Source organism: Marinobacterium iners, from assembly GCF_017310015.1.
Taxonomy (GTDB): Bacteria; Pseudomonadota; Gammaproteobacteria; order Pseudomonadales; family Balneatricaceae; genus Marinobacterium; species Marinobacterium iners.
In genome coordinates this window covers 1545335-1568179 of record NZ_CP022297.1, presented here as the reverse complement: position 1 = coordinate 1568179, position 22845 = coordinate 1545335, and the positions used below count along the sequence as shown (strand labels likewise).

Annotated in this window: 30 protein-coding genes and 1 pseudogene; 9 read left to right on the top strand and 22 right to left on the bottom strand. The window is 54.7% G+C overall.

The features are described 5' to 3' along the window. Positions 1–7: 7 nt before the first annotated feature. Complete coding sequence (cysG, locus tag CFI10_RS07595; protein WP_206841059.1) at positions 8–1411, bottom strand: siroheme synthase CysG; 1404 nt, start codon at positions 1409–1411, stop codon at positions 8–10. Between the two features lie 102 nt (positions 1412–1513). Then, complete coding sequence (locus CFI10_RS07590; protein ID WP_206841057.1) at positions 1514–1885, bottom strand: glutaredoxin family protein; 372 nt, start codon at positions 1883–1885, stop codon at positions 1514–1516. Between the two features lie 176 nt (positions 1886–2061). Here CFI10_RS07590 and minC point away from each other — a divergent pair, with 176 nt between their 5' ends. From minC to minE, 3 genes are read left to right on the top strand one after another with little or no spacing between them, the layout of a single operon-like run. After that, on the top strand, positions 2062–2817 hold the full coding sequence (gene minC / locus CFI10_RS07585) for a septum site-determining protein MinC (RefSeq protein WP_206841055.1): 756 nt from the start codon (positions 2062–2064) through the stop codon (positions 2815–2817). Between the two features lie 33 nt (positions 2818–2850). Beyond that, the gene (gene minD, locus CFI10_RS07580; RefSeq protein WP_091827574.1) at positions 2851–3663 is read left to right on the top strand and encodes a septum site-determining protein MinD; all 813 of its coding nucleotides are present in this window, start codon (positions 2851–2853) and stop codon (positions 3661–3663) included. Beyond that, positions 3663–3911, top strand: coding sequence for a cell division topological specificity factor MinE (minE, locus tag CFI10_RS07575; RefSeq protein ID WP_091827573.1), 249 nt, complete (start codon positions 3663–3665; stop codon positions 3909–3911). Before minD ends, minE begins: the two co-directional genes overlap by 1 nt. A 72-nt stretch (positions 3912–3983) precedes the next feature. Here minE and CFI10_RS07570 read toward each other — a convergent pair whose 3' ends face one another. Continuing rightward, positions 3984–4448, bottom strand: a complete 465-nt coding sequence (locus CFI10_RS07570; protein ID WP_206841053.1) for a hypothetical protein — start codon at positions 4446–4448, stop codon at positions 3984–3986. A 146-nt stretch (positions 4449–4594) separates the two neighbouring features. Between CFI10_RS07570 and CFI10_RS07565 the strand changes: the two genes are divergently transcribed. Then, positions 4595–5005: a VOC family protein gene (locus tag CFI10_RS07565; RefSeq protein ID WP_206841052.1), complete on the top strand. Its 411-nt coding sequence runs from the start codon at positions 4595–4597 to the stop codon at positions 5003–5005. Here CFI10_RS07565 and CFI10_RS07560 read toward each other — a convergent pair. The 4 genes from CFI10_RS07560 to CFI10_RS07545 form a co-directional block, all read right to left on the bottom strand. Next, the gene (locus tag CFI10_RS07560) at positions 4983–5633 is read right to left on the bottom strand and encodes a helix-turn-helix domain-containing protein (RefSeq protein WP_206841050.1); all 651 of its coding nucleotides are present in this window, start codon (positions 5631–5633) and stop codon (positions 4983–4985) included. The genes CFI10_RS07565 and CFI10_RS07560 overlap by 23 nt on opposite strands. A 69-nt stretch (positions 5634–5702) precedes the next feature. Further along, on the bottom strand, positions 5703–6020 hold the full coding sequence (gene sugE, locus CFI10_RS07555; RefSeq protein WP_206841048.1) for a quaternary ammonium compound efflux SMR transporter SugE: 318 nt from the start codon (positions 6018–6020) through the stop codon (positions 5703–5705). Positions 6021–6140: 120 nt separating this feature from the next. After that, the gene (locus CFI10_RS07550; RefSeq protein ID WP_206841047.1) at positions 6141–6893 is read right to left on the bottom strand and encodes a MauE/DoxX family redox-associated membrane protein; all 753 of its coding nucleotides are present in this window, start codon (positions 6891–6893) and stop codon (positions 6141–6143) included. A 162-nt stretch (positions 6894–7055) separates the two neighbouring features. After that, complete coding sequence (locus CFI10_RS07545; RefSeq protein WP_206841045.1) at positions 7056–7919, bottom strand: PA4780 family RIO1-like protein kinase; 864 nt, start codon at positions 7917–7919, stop codon at positions 7056–7058. A gap of 123 nt (positions 7920–8042) precedes the next feature. Here CFI10_RS07545 and CFI10_RS07540 point away from each other — a divergent pair, with 123 nt between their 5' ends. Continuing rightward, positions 8043–8429: a universal stress protein gene (locus tag CFI10_RS07540; RefSeq protein WP_206841043.1), complete on the top strand. Its 387-nt coding sequence runs from the start codon at positions 8043–8045 to the stop codon at positions 8427–8429. 155 nt (positions 8430–8584) lie between these two features. Here CFI10_RS07540 and CFI10_RS19210 read toward each other — a convergent pair. The 10 genes and pseudogenes from CFI10_RS19210 to CFI10_RS07490 all read right to left on the bottom strand — a co-directional run. Continuing rightward, positions 8585–8692, bottom strand: a pseudogene (locus tag CFI10_RS19210) (type II toxin-antitoxin system RelE/ParE family toxin); the annotation flags it as partial. Between the two features lie 95 nt (positions 8693–8787). Further along, a complete protein-coding gene (locus CFI10_RS07530) occupies positions 8788–9057 on the bottom strand; it encodes a type II toxin-antitoxin system Phd/YefM family antitoxin (protein ID WP_206841042.1) in 270 nt (89 codons plus the stop codon). A gap of 43 nt (positions 9058–9100) precedes the next feature. Further along, the gene (locus CFI10_RS19445) at positions 9101–9295 is read right to left on the bottom strand and encodes a type II toxin-antitoxin system RelE/ParE family toxin (protein WP_206841040.1); all 195 of its coding nucleotides are present in this window, start codon (positions 9293–9295) and stop codon (positions 9101–9103) included. A gap of 88 nt (positions 9296–9383) precedes the next feature. Further along, positions 9384–9527 carry a hypothetical protein gene (locus CFI10_RS07520; RefSeq protein WP_206841038.1) on the bottom strand — a complete coding sequence of 48 codons (144 nt, stop codon included), beginning with the start codon at positions 9525–9527 and terminating at the stop codon, positions 9384–9386. Positions 9528–9551: 24 nt separating this feature from the next. Next, positions 9552–9815, bottom strand: coding sequence for a Txe/YoeB family addiction module toxin (locus tag CFI10_RS07515; RefSeq protein WP_206841036.1), 264 nt, complete (start codon positions 9813–9815; stop codon positions 9552–9554). Next, complete coding sequence (locus CFI10_RS07510; RefSeq protein WP_206841034.1) at positions 9812–10054, bottom strand: type II toxin-antitoxin system Phd/YefM family antitoxin; 243 nt, start codon at positions 10052–10054, stop codon at positions 9812–9814. Before CFI10_RS07510 ends, CFI10_RS07515 begins: the two co-directional genes overlap by 4 nt. 103 nt (positions 10055–10157) lie before the next feature. Continuing rightward, complete coding sequence (locus CFI10_RS07505; RefSeq protein WP_206841031.1) at positions 10158–11036, bottom strand: alpha/beta fold hydrolase; 879 nt, start codon at positions 11034–11036, stop codon at positions 10158–10160. Between the two features lie 105 nt (positions 11037–11141). Next, positions 11142–11789, bottom strand: coding sequence for a class I SAM-dependent methyltransferase (locus CFI10_RS07500; protein WP_206841029.1), 648 nt, complete (start codon positions 11787–11789; stop codon positions 11142–11144). 195 nt (positions 11790–11984) lie between these two features. Then, positions 11985–12923: a hypothetical protein gene (locus CFI10_RS07495; protein WP_206841028.1), complete on the bottom strand. Its 939-nt coding sequence runs from the start codon at positions 12921–12923 to the stop codon at positions 11985–11987. Between the two features lie 110 nt (positions 12924–13033). After that, positions 13034–13873 (bottom strand): HEPN domain-containing protein, encoded by an 840-nt coding sequence (locus tag CFI10_RS07490; RefSeq protein ID WP_206841026.1) that lies wholly within the window; start codon positions 13871–13873, stop codon positions 13034–13036. A gap of 376 nt (positions 13874–14249) precedes the next feature. Between CFI10_RS07490 and tnpC the strand changes: the two genes are divergently transcribed. Continuing rightward, positions 14250–15692: an IS66 family transposase gene (tnpC, locus tag CFI10_RS07485; protein WP_206834310.1), complete on the top strand. Its 1443-nt coding sequence runs from the start codon at positions 14250–14252 to the stop codon at positions 15690–15692. A 1-nt stretch (position 15693) separates the two neighbouring features. On the opposite strand, the gene CFI10_RS07480 is transcribed toward tnpC, so the two are convergent. The 5 genes from CFI10_RS07480 to CFI10_RS07460 all read right to left on the bottom strand — a co-directional run bounded on the left by CFI10_RS07480 (position 15694) and on the right by CFI10_RS07460 (position 19274). Next, a complete protein-coding gene (locus CFI10_RS07480) occupies positions 15694–15924 on the bottom strand; it encodes a hypothetical protein (RefSeq protein WP_206841024.1) in 231 nt (76 codons plus the stop codon). Between the two features lie 155 nt (positions 15925–16079). Beyond that, positions 16080–16349, bottom strand: coding sequence for a hypothetical protein (locus CFI10_RS07475; RefSeq protein ID WP_206841022.1), 270 nt, complete (start codon positions 16347–16349; stop codon positions 16080–16082). Positions 16350–16510: 161 nt separating this feature from the next. Beyond that, positions 16511–17134, bottom strand: a complete 624-nt coding sequence (locus CFI10_RS07470; protein WP_206841019.1) for a phosphoadenosine phosphosulfate reductase domain-containing protein — start codon at positions 17132–17134, stop codon at positions 16511–16513. Between the two features lie 21 nt (positions 17135–17155). After that, positions 17156–17632, bottom strand: coding sequence for a DUF934 domain-containing protein (locus CFI10_RS07465; protein WP_206841017.1), 477 nt, complete (start codon positions 17630–17632; stop codon positions 17156–17158). Beyond that, positions 17616–19274: a nitrite/sulfite reductase gene (locus CFI10_RS07460; protein ID WP_206841015.1), complete on the bottom strand. Its 1659-nt coding sequence runs from the start codon at positions 19272–19274 to the stop codon at positions 17616–17618. The genes CFI10_RS07465 and CFI10_RS07460 overlap by 17 nt, the downstream gene beginning before the upstream one ends. A gap of 243 nt (positions 19275–19517) precedes the next feature. On the opposite strand from CFI10_RS07460, the gene cysD reads away from it, so the two are divergent. The 3 genes from cysD to rsxA all read left to right on the top strand — a co-directional run bounded on the left by cysD (position 19518) and on the right by rsxA (position 22845). Continuing rightward, a complete protein-coding gene (cysD, locus tag CFI10_RS07455; RefSeq protein ID WP_425270446.1) occupies positions 19518–20435 on the top strand; it encodes a sulfate adenylyltransferase subunit CysD in 918 nt (305 codons plus the stop codon). Between the two features lie 43 nt (positions 20436–20478). Beyond that, positions 20479–22134: a sulfate adenylyltransferase subunit CysN gene (gene cysN, locus CFI10_RS07450; RefSeq protein WP_206841013.1), complete on the top strand. Its 1656-nt coding sequence runs from the start codon at positions 20479–20481 to the stop codon at positions 22132–22134. A 129-nt stretch (positions 22135–22263) separates the two neighbouring features. Next, on the top strand, positions 22264–22845 hold the full coding sequence (gene rsxA / locus CFI10_RS07445; protein WP_091827131.1) for an electron transport complex subunit RsxA: 582 nt from the start codon (positions 22264–22266) through the stop codon (positions 22843–22845).

Below are 22845 nucleotides of genomic sequence, written 5' to 3'. Positions count from 1 at the left end.
GAACCGCTCAAATGCGGTTCTCGGCTTCCGCCGCACCAAACCAGGACAGCTGCGGCTGCAATGCCACCACTTCGCCAACTATTACCAACGAGGGTGCAAGCAGCTGCGCCTCAGCCTGCTGTGACACAATAGTGTTCAGCGTTCCGGTAAGAACACGCTGGTCCTGCGCTGTGCCTCTGGACACAATCGCAACCGGTGTATCAACAGGCTTGCCATGGCGGACCAGACCTTCGCACAGTTTATCAAGCGTATGCAGACCCATATAGAACACGATGGTCTGATTGGGATGCACCAGTTCGGCAAAATCCAGTTCAGAGGTACGATTTTTCAGCTGACCGGTGACGAACTTGACCGACTGGGCGTAGTCACGATGGGTCAGCGGAATACCGGCATAGGTTGAACAAGCGCTGGCGGCGGTAATGCCGGGCACTACCTGAAAGGGAATGCCCTCCTGCTTCAACCGCTCCAGTTCTTCACCACCGCGACCGAAGATGAACGGATCACCGCCTTTCAGACGCACCACCCGCTTACCGGCACGGGCATGGTCAATCAGCAGCTGGTTAATTCCTTCCTGAGGTACTGCATGGTTGTCCCGCTGCTTGCCGACAAATACCAGATCGGCATCACGGCGACACAAGTCCAGCACGTCAGGCGAGACCAAACGGTCATACAGCACCACATCCGCCTGCTGCATCAGCCGCAACGCCTTGAAAGTCAGCAACTCAGGATCACCGGGGCCGGCCCCCACCAGATACACTTCTCCTACCTGGTGCTGAGCATTCCCCTGCTCGATCTGCTGTTCAAGCAATGCTTCGGCAGCGCTATCCTGACCGGCAAATACCCGCTCTGCCACCTGTCCCTGCAGCACCGATTCCCAAAAGACTCGGCGTTCATTTACACTGCCAAAGCGTGCCTTCACCTTGTCACGAAAACGCCCTACCAGCTGACCCAGACGGCTGTAGCCGGTAGGTATCCAGGTTTCGAGCTTGGCGCGCAGCAGCCGTGCCAGCACGGGCGATTGACCACCGGAGCTGATGCCAATCACGATGGGTGAACGGTCAACGATGGCCGGAAACACGAAGGTGCAGAGCGCAGGACTGTCGACAACGTTGACCGGCACGTTCTGAGCTACAGCATCGTAATGCACACGTTCATTAAGCTGATCATCATCGGTAGCTGCCAGCACCAGCACCTTGCCGTCCAGCAGCTCAGGATGGTATTCGCCGATAATCACCAGCCCCCGATTGAGCTCCAGCAACGATTCCAGCTCTGGCAGGACACGGTGCGACACCAACGTAATGCGGGCTCCGGCGCGTACCAGAAGGCGCGCCTTGCGCAAGGCCACATCACCACCGCCAATCAGCAGCACGTCACGCTCGCGCAGGTCAAAAAACAGCGGCAGGTAATCCATCGCGGGGCTCCTCAATCAGGCCAATCTCTGCCCACAACTATAGCCAGAATCAATGGAATAAAAAATGAGTTTTTTATAACTCTATTGAAAAGCACTGAGAATTCAGGGCTCCAGCGGAAAACGACGCTGCAGGTAAGCGACAATTTCGTCAGACTCGTACATCCATTCACTGTGACCATCTTCATGATCAATGCGCAGGCAAGGCACTTTCATTTTACCGCCGCCATTGATCAAGTCCTGGCGGTGACGACCGTCGGCGCGTACGTCACGCAGCTCGATCGGCAGATTCAGGCGACGCATGGCACGGCGCACCTTGACGCAAAACGGGCAGGTTGGCAGCTGATACAGAGAATGGCTGCGCAGCGCTTCTTCAACCTGCTGCTGGTGCTGCGGGGTGCGCTTGCCACGACGTGGCAAAGTCAGAAAATGCAGAGCCATAACAATCAGGCCCAGAATCCAGCGGACGGCTTTCATCGTGACATCGATTCCTGTTTAGAAGTGATGGCGCATATTACACCATTGACCGAGATCAAAAAACCGCCGTCGCCATTTGCCCCCTGTCAGCCACCCTGCGCTCCATGGTATTGTTAGCGCCTTTGACACTACATTGACACCCCAGCGCAACCAGCGAAAGTGAAGCGTTACAGACTATGGCCCAGGCTGAATCCAAATCTACCGTCGGCACCGGTTTCCAATTCAAGAGTACCCGTGCGGCCCTGAACGAACTGATCCTGCTTGAATCAGACCCGGCTCTGCTGGCTCCCCAGCTGGCAGCTCACGCTGCACGCGTCCCGATGCTGTTCAACGGTATGCCGGTAGTACTGAATCTTCAGCAGCTGCCACAGCTGCCCAGTGCCGCTGAGGTACAGGCATTGATTGAGCTGTGCCGCGAACAGACACTCATGCCGGTAGGAATCAAGGCCGAACCGGGCAGCGCCACCGAACTCTGTGCGCAGCTGCAACTGGCTGACTTCAGCCAACAGCGCCGGGTGGCAGAGCCGGCACCGGAGCCAGCCACTGAACCATCGCCAAGACAGCCCGCTGCAGAAGCTGAAACGGCTCCAGAACCTGCTCCGGCCCGCGCCGCCAAAATCGTGACCACCCCGGTACGTTCCGGCCAGCAGATCTACGCCCGTGGCAGTGATCTGGTGATTCTTTCATCGGTGGGTGCCGGTGCCGAGGTGATGGCGGATGGCCATATTCATGTCTACGGCCCGCTTCGGGGTCGAGCCATGGCGGGGGTCAGTGGTGACGAAGATGCACGCATTTTCTGCCAGAGCCTTGAGGCAGAACTGATCTCCATCGCCGGCTATTTCAAGACCAGCGAAGATCTGCAAACCGAGCACTGGCAGAAACCTGCTCAGGCATTGCTCAGCGGTTCACGACTGGATACAGTCGCACTTTAATTAACATCGATCCATTTACACGGACACACACGCATGGCTGAAATCATCGTAGTCACCTCAGGCAAGGGAGGCGTTGGCAAGACCACCAGCAGTGCCGCTATCGGTACCGGCCTTGCCCTGCGCGGATTCAAAACCGTTCTGATCGACTTTGACGTGGGTCTTCGCAACCTCGACCTGATCATGGGATGCGAGCGCCGCGTGGTCTACGACTTTGTCAACGTGATCAATCAGGAAGCCACCCTCAATCAGGCTCTGATCAAGGACAAGCGCACCGATAACCTGTTCATCCTGCCCGCTTCACAAACCCGTGACAAAGACGCGCTCAGCGTTGAAGGCGTGGAAACGGTATTGAACGAACTGGCCAAAACCTTTGACTACATCGTCTGCGACTCGCCTGCCGGTATCGAAAAAGGTGCCCAACTGGCACTCTATTTCGCCGATACCGCTGTTGTCGTCACCAACCCCGAAGTCAGCTCGGTACGTGACTCCGACCGTATTCTGGGTGTACTGCAGAGCAAGTCCCGCAAGGCCGAACAGGGTGGCAGTGTAAAAGAGCACCTGCTGCTGACTCGCTACAACCCGGGGCGGGTTATGGCGGGTGAAATGCTCAGCGTTGAAGACGTGAAAGACATTCTGGCGATCCCGCTGCTGGGTGTTATTCCAGAATCAGAAGCCGTGCTTAAGGCATCCAACCAGGGCGTTCCGGTTATCATGGACGACGACAGTGATGCCGGGCAGGCCTATGACGATGCAATTGCACGCTTCCTCGGCGAGGATCGGGAGCACCGCTTCCTCGATGTACAGCGCAAAGGCTTCCTGAGCCGGGTATTTGGACGGAAGGGCTGATGGGTATTCTGAGTTATTTTCGACAAAAGAAGCAGTCCTCGGCCAGCGTTGCCAAGGAGCGATTGCAGGTACTGGTCGCATACGAACGCTCACAGCGCAGCCAGCCTGACTATTTGCCGCAGATGCAGCAGGAAATTCTGGCCGTGATTGCCAAGTATGTGGATGTATCGCCGCAGGACGTACAGGTCAATCTGGATGAAGACTGCTCCATCCTGGAGCTGAACGTCACCCTGCCGGAAAAGAGCTGACGCCTGCGCCTATCCTGGTTCGAACAAGCCCGCATCTGCGGGCTTTTTAAACCAAAGGTTGAGGGTCTCCGTCTAGAGCAGAACCGCCTCGGCACGTACCGTCGTGGCGTACAGTGCAACCAGCGAATAGTTCATGAATTCGGTACTGGTCGAAAGATAGTCCTTGGCCCAGAAGCTGACCTTGTCAGAAAAGGCTTCAAGCCTTGCCGGCCCATCTTCCGCCTGTTGCAGCACCGTATTCAACGCCGGAAATTGACAGACGACCACCTCTGGCGAGTCCTGTACCTTACCTGCATCCGTAACCGCCAGCCGCAAAACGGAACATGAAGGCGCCCACTCCACCATGAAATAAAGTGACTCGTTTTTAACGTTCGCATCGAGACACTCCACCGCTCGCTCAAGTGCCGCTTCAACAACGTCCTTCACTGCCACATCGTCGACCGCGGTTGATTCGGCGGCGTGAAACACCAACCCAACCGCCGACTCTTCCGCCACATAAGGATTCCGACCCTCATTCACGCTCCAGTTCACGCCCACACTTACTCCTCGTCAGCTAGCCTACCGCGCAACTGTGTGCTGCTCCGATTTGGCCAATATATTCAATACGGGACAAAGCCCTTGTCCTATTTTTGTGTGCAGCCTTCGGCACACACTGCATCATTTTAATTTATACAGGTACAGATATGGATATTCGATCAGCCAGCATGACTCTCGTAACGCCCGCCCTGGAAGAGACTCGCCACTTTTACGAAACCCATTTTAACGCACGTCCGGTCTTCGACTGTGGCTGGTATGTGGTATTGCGTCTTGGCACAACCGACTCTGATGTTGAACTCTGTATTATGCTACCGCAGGACGGCATGACCACGTTTACCGGTGGTGTGTGCCTTAATCTGAGGGTTTCTGACGCTGATAGCGTCCATGAACGTCTGCACCGAACCGCAGGACTACCCGTGGAGATACCACTTGAAGACCATCCATGGGGAGATCGCGGTTTTGGCCTCAAGGATCCGGCCGGAACCATGATCTATTGCTACCATCCAATTGCGCCAGATGAATCCTTTCAGCGTTTCATTCTTGACGATTCGCAATAATTGAAAACGCATCCGGTGACGCCAAGCCGATCCATTCGGCCTCTGGCTGCTGCCGCAGTCTGGCTGGGGTGACTCCGAGCCAGCGCCGCACGTCCCGGCACAGATGTGCCTGATCAGCGTAACCATGGGCCAAAGCAATGTCTGCCAACGGCAGGTCCGACTGCACAATCGCAAGGCCAGCACGCCTTTCTCGACCAAGCCCTTTCCAGAAGCGAGGTGATGCACCGGTAAGATCCAGCACCCCTCGGCGGATACTGCGTTCGCTGCGGGGATGGCTAATGGATCGTCCCTCATTCAACTCCTGCAGGCAATCTGCCAGCCATTGGGGTGGCAGTTGCGCGTACTCCATTACGTCCAAAAGACACTGCTGCATATCGGCCGGCTCTGCCTCATGGTCCAGCCTAGCGGCAGCATCAAGCAACGGCTGGTCACTATACTTTACACTCGACTCAGCGCGCTCCCAGGGAAATGAAACACCAGGCGCCAAACGTATCCCCACAAACCGGGTCTCGCCCTCACAAACCACATGTCTGGGGCTTGCATCCAGCCCTGTGCAGACAAAATTCACAGGCCCACCTTGAGAACTGATGGCAATCAAGTCGCGACAGCCATCCGGCAGCACAGACATTTCCCCTTTGCCGCACTGTACACTCCATTGATACATGATGCTGTCCATAGATCCTCTTAGCAGTAAGACTCAGCCATGTGCCAGCTTCAGCCCCACAATACCGGCACAGATCAGCCCCAGGCTGACCAGCCTGAGCGGCTCAGTGGATTCGCCAAACAGCAGCATGCCCAGCACGGCTGTACCGACAGCCCCGATACCGACCCACACCGCATAGGCGGTCCCTACCGGGAGGGAGCGCATGGCAATGCCGAGCAGCGCAAAACTCACCAGCAGTGAGACAACCGTGGCCACACTGGGCCAGAACCGAGTAAAGCCTTCGGTATATTTAAGGCCGATGGCCCAGCTAATTTCCAGCACGCCTGCCAGACACAGAATCAACCAGCTCATACAACACCTCTCTTGCGTGGGGCCGTCCCCAATGGAATGCAGAGAGGTGGGGTCGTCCCCACATCTGTTTGATATTTGCTGGCCATTATAAAGCGGACAATACCGTTTGCGAATCGCCCGCTAAAACGAGCCGTGGGCGAACCACATCCACAGCGCCATGGCGATCATCATCAGGTTTTCCGTTAGCGACACAAAGCCCAGAGGAACACTGTTCGCACCACCGACACAGGCGCATTTGAGCTCACGCTGATCAATGTAAACGGCCTTGAACACCGACATCGCACCCACGCTACCGATGAAAAGCGCAATCGGAATCGACACCCAGTTCAGCAGCCCACCCACCATCAGTACACCGGCCAGGCCCTCGGCGTAAGGATAAATATATCCATAGGGTACCCAACGTCGCGCGAGCAGGTCATAGTTAAGAAACATGGTGGAAAAGCTCTCGACATCCTGCAGCTTCAGCAATGCCAGAGCCACCATCGAAAGCGCAATAAACCACTCGACCGTTTGTACCGATATCAGGCTGCCATTCACCCCTATATTCAGGGCCAGCGCGGTCAGAGCGGTCATCGCGAACAGTGCAGCCACCGGGCGATAGCTGGTGGCATCAGGGTCTGGCAGTGGCTTGCCCACGTACTCGCGCACCTCTTCATAGCCGCCAATGCGCTCACCGTTAATAAACGTCTGTGGCGTAGTATCCACATCATGCTCGGTCTTGAAGGCATCGGTTTCTTCACGCGAATTCAAATGATGGTCTTCAACATCGAATCCGGCCTGCCGCAAGGTATGCAGGGTCTTGCGCCCGAAGGGACACTGATGCTCGGGCGTCTTCATGCGGTATAGAACAGCGCGTTTCGCGTCCGTATTCATTTTCATCTCCTGCTGTTGCCAGTTTCAGGGAGACGCCTGGGCCCTGAACGGCATGCCAGGACCGAAAGGTTCAGCGCCTTTCACATGGCAAGCTAGCAGAAAATTCGGAAACGGGGGAAACGGGAGGCAACACGCGTGGGGTTCACAGGCACTCGGCACACGCTACTGATCTGATGACTCAGCCGCCTCACGCAAACGCTCACGGCGCTGCTGGTCTTCCTGCAGCACCGCTTTTATCTCTTCCAGCACGGCATCCACATCGGAGTCATCACCCTCATCCTCAAACTCACCGCTCAGTTCAGAATCCGGGGTCAACTCACCTTCCTCAAACAGCGCCCAGATTTCGTTCGCGTACTGTGTATTCAGCAAATCCGGCGCGTACTGGCCGTAATAGCGACGCATATTATTCACGTCGCGGGCGAACATGGCCTGCGCGCTGTTGTTGGACGCCGCGTTGACCGCCTGCGGCAGGTCGATGATCACCGGGCCGTAATCATCCACCAGCACGTTGAACTCCGACAGGTCACCATGCACTATGCCCTCACACAGCATGAGCGTGATGTAATGCATCATCAGGGCATGATCTTCAATGGCCTGCTCTTCTGACATCGATACATCCGCCAGTCGCGGTGCGACATCGCCGGCATCGTCCGTAACCAGCTCCATCAACAGCACGCCATCGAAGCAACCATAGGTCTCAGGTACCCGTACACCGGCTCTTGCCAGTGTCGACAGTGCGTTGATTTCAGCGTTCTGCCACACCTCTTCCTGCTGCTTGCGGCCGTAGTTTGAACGCTTTTCCATGGCGCGCGCCTGGCGCCCACTGCGCACTTTGCGCCCCTCCTGATATTGCGCTGCCTTTTTGAAGCTGCGCTTGACCGCATCCTTATAGACTTTGGCACAGCGAATGGTATCGCCGCACCGAACAATATAGATATCGGCCTCTTTGCCGCTCATAAGGCGGCTGATGACTTCATCGATCAGGCCATCATTGAAGAGAGGCTGTAAGCGTGCGGGTATTTTCAAATAGCGCCTGCCGGTATTGGTCGGTAAAAAACGCCATTGTACCGTTAAAGGGTCAACGGCCACCATGATCCTGAACTGCTAAGCTTGTGACAGATGCCGAACCCATTGACTGGGAGAAGAAAGATGAGCTACCAACATGTTCTGGTTACCGTGGACCTGTCTGAAGCCAGCAAAACGCTGATCGACAAAGCCATCGAGCAGGCCCAACCGGCCAACAGCAAGCTGTCGATTGTATATGTCGAAACGGACCACCTGAGAGCATATCCGGAAGATGAAGCAGATCTGCAGGCGCAACTGCAAACGCTTGCTGCTGAGTGTGGCTACCCGGTGACTGAGACCATGACAGTCATTGGTGATTTACATATGAAGGTGGAGGGCCTGGTCGAGGCCAGTGATATCGACCTGGTTGTCTGCGGCCACCACCACAGCCTGATCAGCCGATTCTTCAGCTCAGTCCCCAAGCTGGTTAACACCGTCAAGGCTGACCTGCTGGTTGTTAATCTAGGGTGATGGCAGGGATCAAGCAGGGTCGCTATGAAGCAGAGAGCTTGGCATCCGGTGAATGGCTTGGTTATGTTGCGTTTGCTGGTAATTCGAGCTGCCTCTCTCCACCAGACTCGTATGAGCACAACCTCTTTTGCCTGCCTGAGATAGACAACTCGAAACAGCGCGTGAATCAATTCTCGAATAGTATCCATGTTGAATTCAGGCACGACTCGTCCAGCATCGGGGTGGATTTGAAGTATTTCACAGTGCTCCAGGATAGCAGCCACGAAATCATCACCGATATGTGGCACATCCTGCTTTTGTAATACGCCTGAATAGCCTGTAAGTCCTCAAGAGCGGACTGGGCGATGCGTAATTCCATTTACTTGATACCCAATGCTTTCCTGGCATCATCCAACGATACGGTGTTGCCCTCACGAACATCCACAAGCCCCTGCGCCACCGCCTTTACAAACCGCAATTCCTCTGCGGTTCTCTCATAATCCTCGAGCCCCTGAACAACAGCTATGCCGCGGCCACGGCTGGTGAGCAGGATGGGGCGATGCGTATCTTGCGCTCGGCCAACCACCTTTCCGGGATTGACCTTCAGGTCTGATAGAGGAATGACATCCTCGGAAAATTTCACTTGCATAGTGATTACCTGATCAACGATTTGGTGCCATAGAAAGCACCTGTTAACAGGTGCGGTCAAGAAATTTAACGACCTGCTCACGCACCCGTTTATAGCCGTGTTGATCTTTGGCACTGTAAATAACCCGATACGTACCGAATATCAGCTCCCTGATACGGGGCGATCCTAGCTCGGGAACCATTCGTCCACTTTCAGGAAAGTCGGCTAACCGTTCTACCGCAGAGAACAAGTCCTCCACCCAGCCACCGCAGCATCCGGGCTATCTTCTGCTATATAGCGGGCTGTATCTTCCACACGCACAAGCGCGAGCGGGGACCAAACAATCTTCATGGAGCCAGCTTGCTCAAAACCCTGTTTTTCGCGTTTTCATGCGCAATGCCATCACCGGATGCTATCTGTTCTTCCGCCTTATATAGCTCTTCCAGAATTTCAAGGCGCTCCTGCATCCTCTCGTACTCGTGAACATCCACCAATACGGCGACTCCGCTTATGCATCATTCGTAGTGGCTCCAGAGACGGAGGACTTTTACCACTTTCTCGTCTTCAAGCACTTGGTATACCAGACGGTGCTGGATATTGATTCGGCGTGAATAGGCACCCTCAAGATCACCAACCAGGTTCTCGAACGGGGGTGGCTTGCGGTACGGATCTTCTGCAATGAGTGCCAATAACTCTTCGGCTTTTGGTTTGAGGCCGCTGGAGGCCAGCTTCTTTGCGTCCTTCTGGGCTTGTTTGGTGTAAACCAACTTCCATGTCACCAGTTCAGCTCCTCATCGCACTCATCCACGGGAATAACCATACCCTCACGAATAGACTCCCGCATACCGGGTACGGAGAGCAGGTAAAGTGTTTCCTGAATTGCAGACCAGTCTTCCTCGGAAACCAGGACGGCTTTGTTCCGCTTACCCATGATGACGATTGGCTGGTGGGATTCGGCGGTCTCGTCAATCAACCGATAAAGGTTGCTGCGCGCCTCAGTGGCTGTGATTCCGGTCATGACGCACCTCTTGCGTGTTCAACTTTTCACCAAGTGTACGCTTTTGAGTACGTACGTCAAGACGAACGCCAGAGGAGACACCGGCGCGCATGTGATGCAAAGGCTAGATGCCATTTCGCGTTTCGATTGCATCAATGGCCTGTTGTAACAGCGCATTGAAGGCATCGGGCCTTTCCAGCATGGGAAAGTGGCCTGATTCCTCAATATAGAGAAGCTGATAGTCTTTAATATGCTTTTGGTTTTCTTCAAATGCGGTCGGCCACAGTCGTGCATTTATTGAGACCACAGGAACGCTGACATCCTTGAAGACAGCGGCGGCGTCTCCGCTGACATACTGTCCCAGGTAATTACGAAAGGCACTCATGGCCGGCGCCTTGGGCGCTGATGACATGTCTTCCATTATCCAGTTCATCAGCTGTTGATCGGTGCCTGCCGGGAACATTTGTGAAACAAAACCCTGCGTCGCCGTTCTGAAATCAGATTCAAATGGCGTTACCATCTCATCAATGACGCTCTCAGGTGTATGCTGCGCAACGTTTTGCAAGGTATCGACCCCGACAATACCCACAACCCTCTTCGGCATGAGTCTGGCCGCCTCGGCAATCACGCCACCTCCCATTGAATGCCCGATCAGAACCGCGCGACCAATGTTTTCCCTGTCCATAACGGCTTTCACATCCTGGGCGAAGGACAGCATTGAATAATCGGATCGCTCCAATGAGGAATGCCCATGCCCTGCCAAGTCGACCGTAATGACCCGATAGTCTTTCGCGAATACCGGGACCTGCTCTTGCCAGTAGCGCCCGTCACAACTCCAGCCGTGAACGAAAATCAGCGCTGTTCCGCCCTCTCCGGCCACATCATAGGCGATACGCTCGGCGTCATACGACACGGCGACATCATGTCTGAGAGCAGACGGGCCAGTCGCACATCCTGGCAATAGCAGGAAGGGTATCAGTAAGACCAGCAGCTGTTTTTTCATGTTTTTTCCTGTTCATGAACATTTTTGATTTCGCGTCAGGGACACACCCTTAAACCCGGAGCGGCATGGGAGCGCGCACGCCCGCATGTCTGAGGTCAGGCAGAGTCAGATCGCCCGAGCGACAATAAAGGGACGGTAGTCACTTTTCTTCGTGCCGTGCCGTTCGTTTTCAAGTATTTCAAACCCCGCTTCACCGATTGCTTGTACCAGCGAACCCGAGGAGCATGTGGTCACGACGCTCGGGGCCTTGCCCACGAGACGCATAACCGGGATGGCAAGACGGATAAGGGGATTCATATCACCGACACAAGGGGTTTTGGCGATGAACAGCCCACCCGGCACAAGCATCGAGTGAATCTGAGCGAGCACGACAGGCAGACTGCCTGCCAAATGCAGGTAGTTAAACGCCAGCACCACATCATACTGCACACCCTCACGGGCCAAGGTATCGGCGGTTGCCTGGCGGAACGCCAACGTCGCATTCAAGCCGCTTTGGCGGGCTGTTTCCAGTTTTTCCTGTGCAATGGCGATCATGCCCGCTGAAATGTCCGTGCCAACGTAGCTTTTCACAGAATCAGCCAGACGCAGGGCTGCCGTACCGGTGCCACAGCCAAGCTCCAGCACCCGTGCGTCGGGCGACATCAACGCACGCGTACGCGCCAGCGTCCTCTCGAACCCCGCCTCATCATCAATTAGAGAAGCTGCATGTTTTTTGGCGGCCCGGTCCCAAAACCGTGCATCGTGCTCGCTCATCTGTTTTTCTCTCGTTGTTGCTCTTAACTGACGGCCAGCGACACCGTCCGCACTGAGGTAAGTCCACCTTACTATAGAAGGTGTCTAGTGTTCGTGGGTAACTCGGTCAATTAACGCCGTGCTAAGGGCCGAAAAAGCGTAGCTTTTGAGGACCCAGTGAGCAAAGCGATGATCTTCCCATGATAAATCTGAACTCTATAGGTTTTGGTTGGCAATTTTGTCCATAAAACCAGAGACTAGAGCCAACGACTTTTTGTTTTGGCTAGCCTGCCTATACATGCACGCTGCTCGCCCAAAACCCAAAGCAGGTTCCTTTTCCTCATGATAAAAGAGTGCGCTTGAACTAAATTCAAATAGAATACCTGCTACATTACGACCTGCATTTTTGTTTGATAAATCTTGCTGCTCTCTAGCGAAATCTGTAATTGCTTTTTGTATTTCCATATCATAAAGACGCACATCGCTTGTTGCTGTAACTGTACCCTCAGGCAAGAGTACATCAGTCACATCCAATGCTATCAACCCATACTTATTTTTACGATTTGCACCAATACGTGTATCTATCTGACTTGATGCTTCTTTCATACGAGAGGCTAATTTTTTCAAAGACTTTATACGTTTGCATTCTACATACAATCTGTCTTTACCAATAGTAACAACCACATCGCAGTCATCCGTTAAGTCGACTTCATAGCCGCCTTTGAGAAACCTAGAGGCAATGTTTAGCTCAAACGCGAAATCTCGTGCAGGGTCATCATTTTTTCCTTTTTTGTTTTTTTTGATTGCTTCGGCACGTATGCTTTTACCAGACATGACATGCTTGATACGATCTTTTAAGCCTTCGTGCTTACCATCCTTAAAAGTATTCCACAAGCGGATGATTAGGCACGCTTCGGTCGCTGCTTGCATAAAATGATAGAAATCATCAATTAAGTCACGTTCCGTAGGTGCTTTTGCTCCGGGGTTTACAAATGTTTTCAGAAGCCGCTCGTAGTCGCCCATTCGAGTACTTTTATATGGAAACCCCATTTCTTCTGATAACCATTTACATGCTTCTGAGAATTCTTTTTTACGTTCTGTAAACTCTCCGTGATACATTGCAGTTTTACTTATTTCTAACGTTGAGATTTTCATAACCCTCCGAACTAATGTGATTTATAACCCGTAGGCTCAGCCGCCAGATTGGAGCGGTAGCGAAAAACTGTTCAGCTGCAGCTATTGGTTATTTTTTTGTGATTAGCGGTTCAGAATGGAATATCGTCATCTTCCATACGTTCTTCAATCCTGTTTACTAAGTCAACAGCTGTATTCTTCAGGTCAGTTATAGTTTTTTCTGAAACGGGAACCTTTTCACCATCTGTGGTCTTTCCGTTCCTATGCACTAGATCGTGACGTTGAATAACGAATTTTTGCATTGCAGAAATATCTGGAAAACTGATGGAGAACGTATCTTCATACATTTTCTTTACAGTAGGCAGCTTGTGATAAATGGTTTCTACCATCACGCTCCTTGCCTTCTCTTCAATACCCCTCCTCTCCTTAAATACATCACTTAAGCTAAACTTCTGTTTCTTGAATTCAGGGTGACTCGCGACAAAATTTTCTAAGAAATATACCGACCCACTAACTTTATTAATAAAAGTATCAGATAGATATGTTTCCAGCGCCCCCATCATACTGATAAAGATCTGTCGAAAAAGAATGTCTTTTATATCTTCTTGTTTTAGATTGATAGCCAAAAGCTGTTCGAGATTTTTTATCTCATTTATGAAGCTTGCCTTTGGGTCTATGTTCTCTAAGATTGCCTCCAGCTCATGCTCGTCTTCAGACCCTCTCTCAAAGACCCACGGTGCCAAATGCGCAGTTCGGTTTTCATCTAAGTCATTGATCTTCTCTAGGATGATCGGGTCATTTTCTTCGCTAAACTGCAAAATATAGTCATAGACCAGCCCATCTTTTGAGACATTGGCATCTATTTCGTAATCAAGCTCTGATAGCTCTTCCCATGAAATACCAAGAGCATCAGCCATCCTGGCGTACCGCTCTTCTTGGTTGTGGAGATAGTTTTCTTTGAGTCCACCCATAGTCTTACCTACAACACATAACGCCTTACTCACCGGAAAATTGGGAGCGCCAGCGAGTAAATTTTGCCGGTGCAGTAATTTTTTAGGCCCCCGAACAAATACTATGTGAAATCGAAAAGTAACTATTCAGCTCAAGTTCCTGCAAAAAGTTCTTGACAGGTTTTTTGTCAAAATATCTCCCAGTCCAGTGACAGTCGGTATTTCGCTTTAAAGCCTGCCTCAAGGTGCCGTACCGCCACTCTGTGGCGTCTGGCGGAGCTCTATGTCTCGGAGCGTGGGAGCAATGTAAAAGTTGCTCAGATCCGCACACAAAGCGAAAAATTTGACCTGAAAAAGTCGTGCGATAATAGGCCATCAATCGACGATACTCAGGCTCATGAAGATCAGCAATATGGATGTCGACGCCATCTTGGCGAACGTCAGACAACAGCTCCAGGACGACAAGACACTCTCGCCATCTCTGCGCGCAGCCATTGAGATGATGATGGTGCTGATCCAGATGATGACCGGCCGGCTCAACACGAACAGTACCAACAGCAGTACGCCGCCCTCCCAGGATCCGAACCGGCCCAAGAAGAGCCGCAGTAAAGGTGAGCGTAAACCGGGCGGACAGCCTGGCCGTATTGGCAAGACGCTGCAACGGGTCGAGGAGCCGGATGCGATCAAGACCGTGAAGGTCGACCGGCGCACCCTGCCTAAGGGCAGCGCATTCCGCGTGGTCGGCTATGAAAAGCGTCAGGTCTTCGATCTGGATATCAGCCGCTTCGTGACCGAGTACCAGGCCGAGATCCTGGAGAACGAACAGGGGCAACGCGTCACAGCGCCATTCCCGGCCGGTGTTGATCGTCCGGTGCAGTATGGTCCCCGCTTGAAAGCGCATGCGGTGTATCTGTCGCAGTACCAGCTGCTGCCCTACGAACGTGTCCGCGAATACTTTGAGGATCAGGTTGGTATCCCGCTCAGCGCAGGGTCGCTGTTCAACTTCAACCAAGACGCTTTCGACAAAGCTGAGGGCTTCGAGCACTGGGTTAAGGACCGTCTGGCCGAGTCGGTGCTGATTCACGCCGATGAAACCAGCATCAACATCGGTGGCCAACGCCGCTGGCTGCATTGCGCCTCGAATGATGACCTGACCTGGCTGGCGCCCCATGCTCACCGGGGTCACGAGGCGATGGAGGCCATCGGTATCCTGCCGCGCTTCCACGGCGTGCTTTGTCATGACCACTGGAAACCGTACTACCGCTATCAGTGCCGGCATGCGCTCTGTAATGCCCACCATCTGCGCGAGCTTCAGCGCGCCTGGGAGCAGGACAAACAGACCTGGGCGCAGCGCATGCAAACCCTGTTGTGCACCATGGAGGATGCCGTTAAGAGTGCGGGCGGCAGCCTGCCGCCTGAAAAGGCAGAAGGGTGGCGAAAGGCCTACCGGCAATGCCTCAAAAAAGCGGAAGACGAGTGTCCGCCACCGGATGAAAACCAACGGCAGGGCAAGCGTGGTCGGCTCAAACGCTCTCGGGCGCGCAACCTGCTGGAGCGGTTGCGCGACTATGAGGCAGATGTTTTGCGCTTTCTGGACGATCCGGCGGTCCCCTTTACGAACAACCAAGGCGAGCGTGATATCCGTATGCTCAAGGTGCAGCAGAAGATCTCTGGCTGCTTCCGCTCGATGGATGGGGCACAGATCTTCTGTCGTGTGCGCAGCTATCTGTCGACGGCGCGCAAGCAAAACCTGAGTGGTTCCGAGGCGTTGACACTGTTGTTCGAAGGACGTTTGCCGACCTTCATGGCAGCGCCAAGCGATAATCCGAAAACTTTTTAAATCAAGCCAACTGAATAGTTACATCGAAAACAACTTTTCCGCCACCAGATGCAGCTATTGCCCTTAGATCTGCTGTGGTTTTCCCGCCCAGTCCTTTCAAGAAAAGCTGCCCACCGCCACTATTTGTGGAGGCTGCTATTGCACGAAGATCAGTAGTCGTAAACCTATCTGCATCTAAAATCATTCCACCGCCAGAAGCAGCAATTGCTCTTAAATCAGTGACCGTTTTCATTCCCATTCTCCTAATTGCCTAACAGTCTTTTAATGAGGCCTTCGACCTCATAATAATTATCGGTTTACCTTTTAATTCTGACCACTGATTCATAAGTCATTAAAAATAATGATCTGATACCAGCATCCACCGACAAAAAGGTACTTTTCTCGACATCACGTCACCCAGCGGGTATAACGGTCTGCATAAATTTCATGGATGAGGTGTGGTACATGTCGGGTTCTCCCTTTTTCAAGTCCGTTGAGGACTTCATGCGTGTCCAGCGCTACCGCCATCACACAATCAGGTCGTATCTGTTCGGGATCAGGTATTTCATTCTGCAGAACGGCAAACGCCATCCGGCCTGGCTGCATGGCCCGGGATTGCAACGTATTGCGCGAGTTCGAGTGAACGATAAGGGTATTGGGGAGGTAGCCAGTTGGCATGCGACATCCCTGCCTGTTTGGGGTTAATCACGGCCAGCGTACTCCCTGCTGACATCAGTAGCTTGAGATTAACCTGAACGGTCTGATAAGAAAAGTGGCAGAAAGGATGTGGCAGAAAGGATGTGAATTGAGGCCCCGCCGAGCGGCGTGGCCTTACACACTTACAGCTGCGTATGCAGTCCGCACTCGCGCGTTTCGAGCGCTTTGGTGGGGTCGAAGTAGTCGTGTTCGTTGGGCAGGTTATGCTCGGCCAGGTAGGCGTCCATGTCGGCTTCGGTCCAGTTGAACAGCGGCGCAACCTTGATGATGCCGTCCTTGCTGGCCGTCACGATATCCAGTGACTGGCGGAATTCGGTCTGGTCCTTGCGGATCGCGTTCAGCCACAGATCGGGCTTGAGTTCGGCCAGTGCGCGCTGGAAGGGTTCCAGTTTCACCTGACGGGTGAACTCATCATGCTGAGGATCGTCCACATCGGGGATGCCGCCCATCAGCACGTTGCGACGGGCTGCGCTCATCTGCGGAATGAAGGTGTGGATATTCAGGTTCAGATCCTTGATCAGCTTTTCCGCGAAGCGGTAGGTGGCCGAGGTGTTGTAACCGGAATCGACCCACAGCACCTCAATGTCCGGCTTGACCTGCACGGCCATGTGCAGAATCACCGACTCATACGGGCGGAAGTTGGTGGTGACCAGCGGCTTGTCGCTGTGGGCGATGGCCCAGGCGATGATCTCTTGCGGTGTTTTGCCGGCCAGCTCGGCATTGGCAGCAGCCAGATCAATGCTCATCTCTACTCTCCTGTTTCGGGTTCAGCTCTGGCGAAAGCCTGGGCGCGCCAGTGTCGCTCCACCCTGGTAATGTACGCTGACTTCGTCAAAAGCGCTCAGTACTTCGGGGCTGTAGCGCTCATCCGGTATCTGCAGAGCGTTGAAGCCGCTGCGCTCCATATGAACCAGCCGGTCGCGGGTTACATCGCCGATGGCGCGGATCTCACCGGCAAAGCCTGCCCGGCGCAGCAGGCGGGCGATACTGAAGCCTCGACCATCGGTAAAGGCCGGGAATTCAACGGCATACAGGCTGACCCGATCCTTCAGGGCCAGAATCTGTTCCAGGTCGTCATCACCGTTCACCTTCACACCCGTTTCACGGGTGGCCAGAGCATCCGCCTGCTCCAGCCAGCGGGCCAGCGGCAGTACCACCGGGCCGGTTTCCGGCAGGGGCTGGTCATCCGTGGGCCACTGCCAGCGGTCTTCGATGACGGGAGTGCGGTCAATGATCAGCGCCATATACGGCCTCCTTGAAGGGGGTTACACCCACACGGCGTACCAGTTCGAGGAAACTTTCCTCTTCGGATTCACGCAGCTCGATGTAGGTCAGCAAAAGCTTTTCGATGGTGTCGGCCACCTGGTCAGCGGGAATCGCCTTGCCCAGGGCCTTGCCCAGCGCCGCATCCGCTTCGGAGGAGCCGCCCAGGGTAAACTGATACCAGTCTTCGCCCTTTTTATCGACACCCAGGATGCCGATATGCCCCACGTGGTGGTGGGCACAGGCGTTGATGCAGCCGGACATGTTCAGCCGGATCTCTCCCACGTCATGCAGGTAGTCCACCTGTTCGAACTTTTCGTTGATCTGTTCGGCGATGTTCAGGGTGTGAGCGTTGGCCAGACCGCAGAAGTCGAAGCCGGGGCAGACGATCATGTCTGTCAGCGTGCCGATATTGGGTCGCGCCAGGTTGTTGGCGTTGAGGATCTTCCATACCTGCAGCAGATCGCCCTGCTTCACGTCCGCCAGCACCAGGTTCTGATGATGGGTGGCACGGACCTCGCCGAAGGAGAAGCGTTCTGCCAGATCGGCGACCGCCTCCATCTGCACATCGGTGATATCACCCGGTGCTTTCAGATAGGGTTTGAGCGAGACCACAACGACCCGGTAGCCCGGCACCTTGTGCTCAACAGTGTTGCGCTCGTACCAGACCCGGAACTCATCGTTCTCGGCCAGCTGGGCGGCAAGATTGTTGTCGGCGGCTCCCGCGTCATAGGCCGGCGGAGCAAAGAGAGCCTTGACCTTCTGGATCTCTTCCTGTGACAGGCGCAGGTCGGAATCGCGGATCTGTTCCCACTCCGCTTCCACCTGCTCGCGGAAGGTATCGATTCCCATGGCGTTCACCAGGATCTTGATGCGCGCCTTGTACTTGTTGTCACGACGACCGTTCAGGTTGTAGACCCGCAGAATCGCTTCCAGGTAGGAGAGCAGGTCTTCCTGTGCCAGGAAGGGGCGGATCTGTTTGCCGACCACGGGAGTACGGCCCAGACCGCCACCCACCAGCACCTCAAAGCCGGTTTCTCCCTTCTCGTTCTGCACCAGATGCAGACCGATATCGTGCACCTGCGAGGCGGCGCGGTCTTCCGGGGTTCCGGTAACGGCGATCTTGAACTTGCGCGGCAGATAGGCAAATTCCGGGTGCAGCGTGGACCACTGGCGAATGATCTCGCACCAGGGGCGCGAGTCTTCCAGCTCGCTGGCGATCACACCCGCGTAAGGGTCAGTGGTGGTGTTGCGAATACAGTTGCCCGAAGTCTGGATGGCGTGCATCTGCACTTCGGCCAGCTCGGCCAGAATATCCGGTACCGACTCCAGTGTGGGCCAGTTGTACTGAATATTGGTACGGGTGGTGAAGTGACCGTAGCCCTTGTCATAGGTGCGGGCGATGTGCGCCAGCTTGCGCATCTGGGTCGAGGACATCAGACCATAGGGAACCGCCACGCGCAGCATCGGTGCCTGACGCTGTATATAAAGGCCGTTCATCAGGCGTAATGCGCGGAACTCTTCGTCCGGCAGCTCGCCTGCAAGGTAGCGGCGGGTCTGGTCGCGGTACTGCGCCACCCGTTCGTCTACCAGCTTCTGATCCACTTCGGTGTACTGGTACATGTCAGTTCAACCTTTTTACTGAGCGTCATTAAAACAGGTCGCCATGTTACCCAGTCGTCTTTATAACGTAAAATACTAATTGATAATTTTGTTATAACCATTATTCGATACCGCCCATATCACCAGACGGAATATAAAAATGCCTATATATTCTTTTTTATTTTATTGGCGGTTCGACATAATGCCATCCAGTTATTAGCCCTCCGGGGCTTTCGTGTCGCAACCAAGTGAAAGAGTCGAATGATGAATCTGTTGCCGGAACACCGCCTGACCCATCTCAAACAGCTCGAAGCCGAGAGCATCCACATCATCCGTGAAGTGGCTGCCGAGTTCGACAATCCGGTCATGCTCTATTCTGTCGGCAAGGACTCTTCCGTGATGCTGCATCTGGCACGCAAGGCGTTCTTCCCGGGCAGGCCGCCCTTTCCGCTGTTGCATGTGGACACCACCTGGAAGTTCAAGGAGATGATCCAGTTCCGTGACCGCATGGCGCAGGAAGCCGGTATGGACCTGATCGTCCACATCAACCCGGAAGGGGTCGAGATGGGGATCAGCCCGTTCACCCACGGCTCGTCCAAGCATACCGACATCATGAAAACCCAGGGGTTGAAGCAGGCGCTGAACCAGTACAAGTTCGACGCCGCCTTTGGCGGTGCGCGCCGCGACGAAGAGAAATCCCGCGCCAAGGAGCGCGTATTCTCCTTCCGCGACAAGCACCACCGCTGGGACCCGAAGAACCAGCGCCCGGAGCTGTGGAACACCTTTAACACCCGCGTCGACAAGGGCGAAAGCATCCGCGTATTCCCGCTGTCGAACTGGACCGAGCTGGACATCTGGCAGTATATCCATCTGGAGCAGATCCCCATCGTTCCGCTGTATTTCTCGGCGGTGCGTCCGGTCGTCGAGCGCGATGGCATGCTGATCATGGTCGACGACGAGCGCCTGCCGCTGGCGGATGGCGAAGTGCCGATGATGAAAAATATCCGTTTCCGTACGCTGGGCTGCTACCCGCTGACCGGAGCCGTGGAATCCGATGCCGACACCCTGCCCGAGATCATTCAGGAGATGCTGCTGACCACCACGTCAGAGCGCCAGGGCCGCGCCATCGATCACGACAGCGCAGGCTCCATGGAGCAGAAGAAGATCGAAGGGTATTTCTGAGCCGCCACCGCCATCTCGTTAACGGATATTTGAGTACAGCATTATGAGTCATCAATCTGATCTGATCGCCACTGACATCGACGCCTATCTGGACCAGCACGAGAACAAGGAGCTGCTGCGCTTTCTTACCTGCGGCAGCGTGGACGACGGCAAATCCACCCTGATCGGTCGTCTGCTGCACGACTCCAAAATGATCTATGAAGATCAGCTGGCCGCGATTCAGAGCGACAGCAAGAAAGTCGGCACCACCGGCGACGAGATCGATCTGGCGCTGCTGGTCGATGGCCTGCAGGCCGAGCGCGAACAGGGCATCACCATTGATGTAGCCTACCGCTACTTCTCCACCGCCAAGCGCAAGTTCATCATCGCCGATACCCCGGGGCACGAGCAGTACACCCGCAACATGGCCACCGGTGCGTCCACCTGCGATCTGGCGATCATCCTGATCGACGCCCGTCACGGGGTACAGGTGCAGACCCGCCGTCACAGCTTCATCGTATCCCTGCTGGGCATCAAGCACACCGTGGTGGCGATCAACAAGATGGATCTGGTGGACTTCAGCGAAGAACGCTTTGAACAGATCAAGCAGGACTACCTGAACTTTGCTCAGGGGCTGGGACTGAAGGATATCCACTTCGCACCGATTTCCGCCCTGAAGGGCGACAACGTGGTCAACCCGTCAGAGAACATGCCCTGGTACAGCGGCGATTCGCTGATGCAGACACTGGAAAACGTGGAGATCGCCGGAGACGCCAATTTTGATGAACTGCGCTTCCCGGTGCAGTACGTCAACCGCCCGAACCTGAACTTCCGCGGCTACTGCGGTACCCTGAGTGCGGGTATCGTGCGCCCGGGCGATGCGGTGACGGTATTGCCCTCCGGCAAATCCAGCAAGGTGAAATCGATCGTAACCTTCGATGGCGAGCTGCCTGAGGCGTTTGCACCCATGGCGGTGACGCTGACACTGGAAGACGAAATCGATATCTCCCGTGGCGACCTGATCGTACACAGTGATCAGGTACCGGAAGTGACTAACCGCTTCGCAGCGCATCTGGTATGGATGTCGGAACAGGAGCTGATTCCGGGGCGCAGCTATGAGATCAAGCTGGCCAGTACACGCACCGCTGGACGCGTCAGCGCGATTCGTCACCGCATCGATGTGAATACGCTGGAACAGAGCCCGGCAGCGACTCTGGGACTGAACGAGATCGCTCAGGTTGAAGTCACACTGGAGCGGCCGATCGTGGCGGATGACTACCGTCGTCACAAGGGCACCGGTTCGTTCATTATCGTCGACCGCCTGACCAACGCCACGGTGGCCGCCGGCATGATCCAGGCCGAAGCGGAAGATGACAGTGCGATTGAGCTGCACGCCGAGTCCATCATCAGCACTCAGCAGCGTGCCGAGCGCTTTGGTCAGAAAGCGGCACTGGTTCAGATCAAGGCCTCTGACGCGACTCAGGGTGCAACACTGCTGTATACACTTGAGCAACAGCTGTTCAATCGTGGCCGCCTGCCGCTGGCATTGACCTTCCAGAACACTGAGCAGGTTGCCGCACTCAAGGCTGCCGGTTTGTTGCTGCTGACTCAGCGTGATGATTTTGAGGCAGATCTGGTGCTTGAGGCCGACGCAGAACTGCCCCCAACCGCACAGGTCAAGGCACTGTTGCAGAAAATTCAGCAGGCAGATCTGATCTGAGTCGGGGATCGGGCGCTTGCGCTCGGCCTGCGGATCTATACCCTAAGGTTATAAATCCGGTAAAATTCAGCGGAATCTAATACGCCCTGCCCGGTCATGCCGGCAGGGCTTGAGGCATTGACAGGGGCTATGACTGAATTTCTGCTCATCCTGATCAGCACCGTACTGGTGAACAACTTCGTACTGGTCCAGTTCCTCGGGCTGTGTCCTTTCATGGGTGTTTCCAACAAGCTGGAAACGGCCATGGGCATGTCCCTGGCCACCACCTTCGTGCTGACGCTGTCGTCGGTCTGCAGCTATCTGGTGTACTCGACCCTGCTGGTCCCCTTCGAGCTGGAATACCTGCAAACCATCGCCTTTATTCTGGTGATTGCGGTAGTGGTGCAGTTCACCGAAATGGTGGTGCACAAAACCAGTCCTCTGCTGTACAAGCTGCTCGGCATTTTCCTGCCGCTGATCACCACCAACTGTGCGGTACTCGGCGTTGCCCTGCTCAACATCAAGAAGCAGAACGGTTTCCTTGAATCGATCGCCTATGGTTTTGGTGCTGCCGTCGGCTTCTCGATGGCGCTGGTGCTGTTCTCGGCAATTCGTGAGCGGATCGCCGTCGCGGATGTGCCCGTTCCCTTTCGCGGTGCGGCCATCGGCATGGTCACCGCCGGTCTGATGTCGCTGGCCTTCATGGGCTTTGCCGGCCTCGTTCAGTTCTGA

Coding starts and splice junctions, on each gene's coding strand:
- cysG (WP_206841059.1), bottom strand. CDS start 1,411: ATGGATTACCTGCCGCTGTTTTTTGACCTGCGCGAGCGTGACGTGCTG.
- minC (WP_206841055.1), top strand. CDS start 2,062: ATGGCCCAGGCTGAATCCAAATCTACCGTCGGCACCGGTTTCCAATTC.
- CFI10_RS07465 (WP_206841017.1), bottom strand. CDS start 17,632: ATGGCGCTGATCATTGACCGCACTCCCGTCATCGAAGACCGCTGGCAG.
- CFI10_RS07460 (WP_206841015.1), bottom strand. CDS start 19,274: ATGTACCAGTACACCGAAGTGGATCAGAAGCTGGTAGACGAACGGGTG.
- CFI10_RS07480 (WP_206841024.1), bottom strand. CDS start 15,924: ATGAAAACGGTCACTGATTTAAGAGCAATTGCTGCTTCTGGCGGTGGA.
- CFI10_RS07475 (WP_206841022.1), bottom strand. CDS start 16,349: ATGCCAACTGGCTACCTCCCCAATACCCTTATCGTTCACTCGAACTCG.
- CFI10_RS07490 (WP_206841026.1), bottom strand. CDS start 13,873: ATGGGTGGACTCAAAGAAAACTATCTCCACAACCAAGAAGAGCGGTAC.
- tnpC (WP_206834310.1), top strand. CDS start 14,250: ATGAAGATCAGCAATATGGATGTCGACGCCATCTTGGCGAACGTCAGA.
- CFI10_RS07565 (WP_206841052.1), top strand. CDS start 4,595: ATGGATATTCGATCAGCCAGCATGACTCTCGTAACGCCCGCCCTGGAA.
- CFI10_RS07495 (WP_206841028.1), bottom strand. CDS start 12,923: ATGAAAATCTCAACGTTAGAAATAAGTAAAACTGCAATGTATCACGGA.
- CFI10_RS07500 (WP_206841029.1), bottom strand. CDS start 11,789: ATGAGCGAGCACGATGCACGGTTTTGGGACCGGGCCGCCAAAAAACAT.
- minE (WP_091827573.1), top strand. CDS start 3,663: ATGGGTATTCTGAGTTATTTTCGACAAAAGAAGCAGTCCTCGGCCAGC.
- CFI10_RS07510 (WP_206841034.1), bottom strand. CDS start 10,054: ATGACCGGAATCACAGCCACTGAGGCGCGCAGCAACCTTTATCGGTTG.
- cysD (WP_425270446.1), top strand. CDS start 19,518: ATGAATCTGTTGCCGGAACACCGCCTGACCCATCTCAAACAGCTCGAA.
- CFI10_RS07550 (WP_206841047.1), bottom strand. CDS start 6,893: ATGAATACGGACGCGAAACGCGCTGTTCTATACCGCATGAAGACGCCC.
- cysN (WP_206841013.1), top strand. CDS start 20,479: ATGAGTCATCAATCTGATCTGATCGCCACTGACATCGACGCCTATCTG.
- CFI10_RS07505 (WP_206841031.1), bottom strand. CDS start 11,036: ATGAAAAAACAGCTGCTGGTCTTACTGATACCCTTCCTGCTATTGCCA.
- CFI10_RS07530 (WP_206841042.1), bottom strand. CDS start 9,057: ATGCAAGTGAAATTTTCCGAGGATGTCATTCCTCTATCAGACCTGAAG.
- CFI10_RS07470 (WP_206841019.1), bottom strand. CDS start 17,134: ATGAGCATTGATCTGGCTGCTGCCAATGCCGAGCTGGCCGGCAAAACA.
- rsxA (WP_091827131.1), top strand. CDS start 22,264: ATGACTGAATTTCTGCTCATCCTGATCAGCACCGTACTGGTGAACAAC.
- minD (WP_091827574.1), top strand. CDS start 2,851: ATGGCTGAAATCATCGTAGTCACCTCAGGCAAGGGAGGCGTTGGCAAG.
- CFI10_RS07540 (WP_206841043.1), top strand. CDS start 8,043: ATGAGCTACCAACATGTTCTGGTTACCGTGGACCTGTCTGAAGCCAGC.
- CFI10_RS07560 (WP_206841050.1), bottom strand. CDS start 5,633: ATGTCTGTGCTGCCGGATGGCTGTCGCGACTTGATTGCCATCAGTTCT.
- sugE (WP_206841048.1), bottom strand. CDS start 6,020: ATGAGCTGGTTGATTCTGTGTCTGGCAGGCGTGCTGGAAATTAGCTGG.
- CFI10_RS07590 (WP_206841057.1), bottom strand. CDS start 1,885: ATGAAAGCCGTCCGCTGGATTCTGGGCCTGATTGTTATGGCTCTGCAT.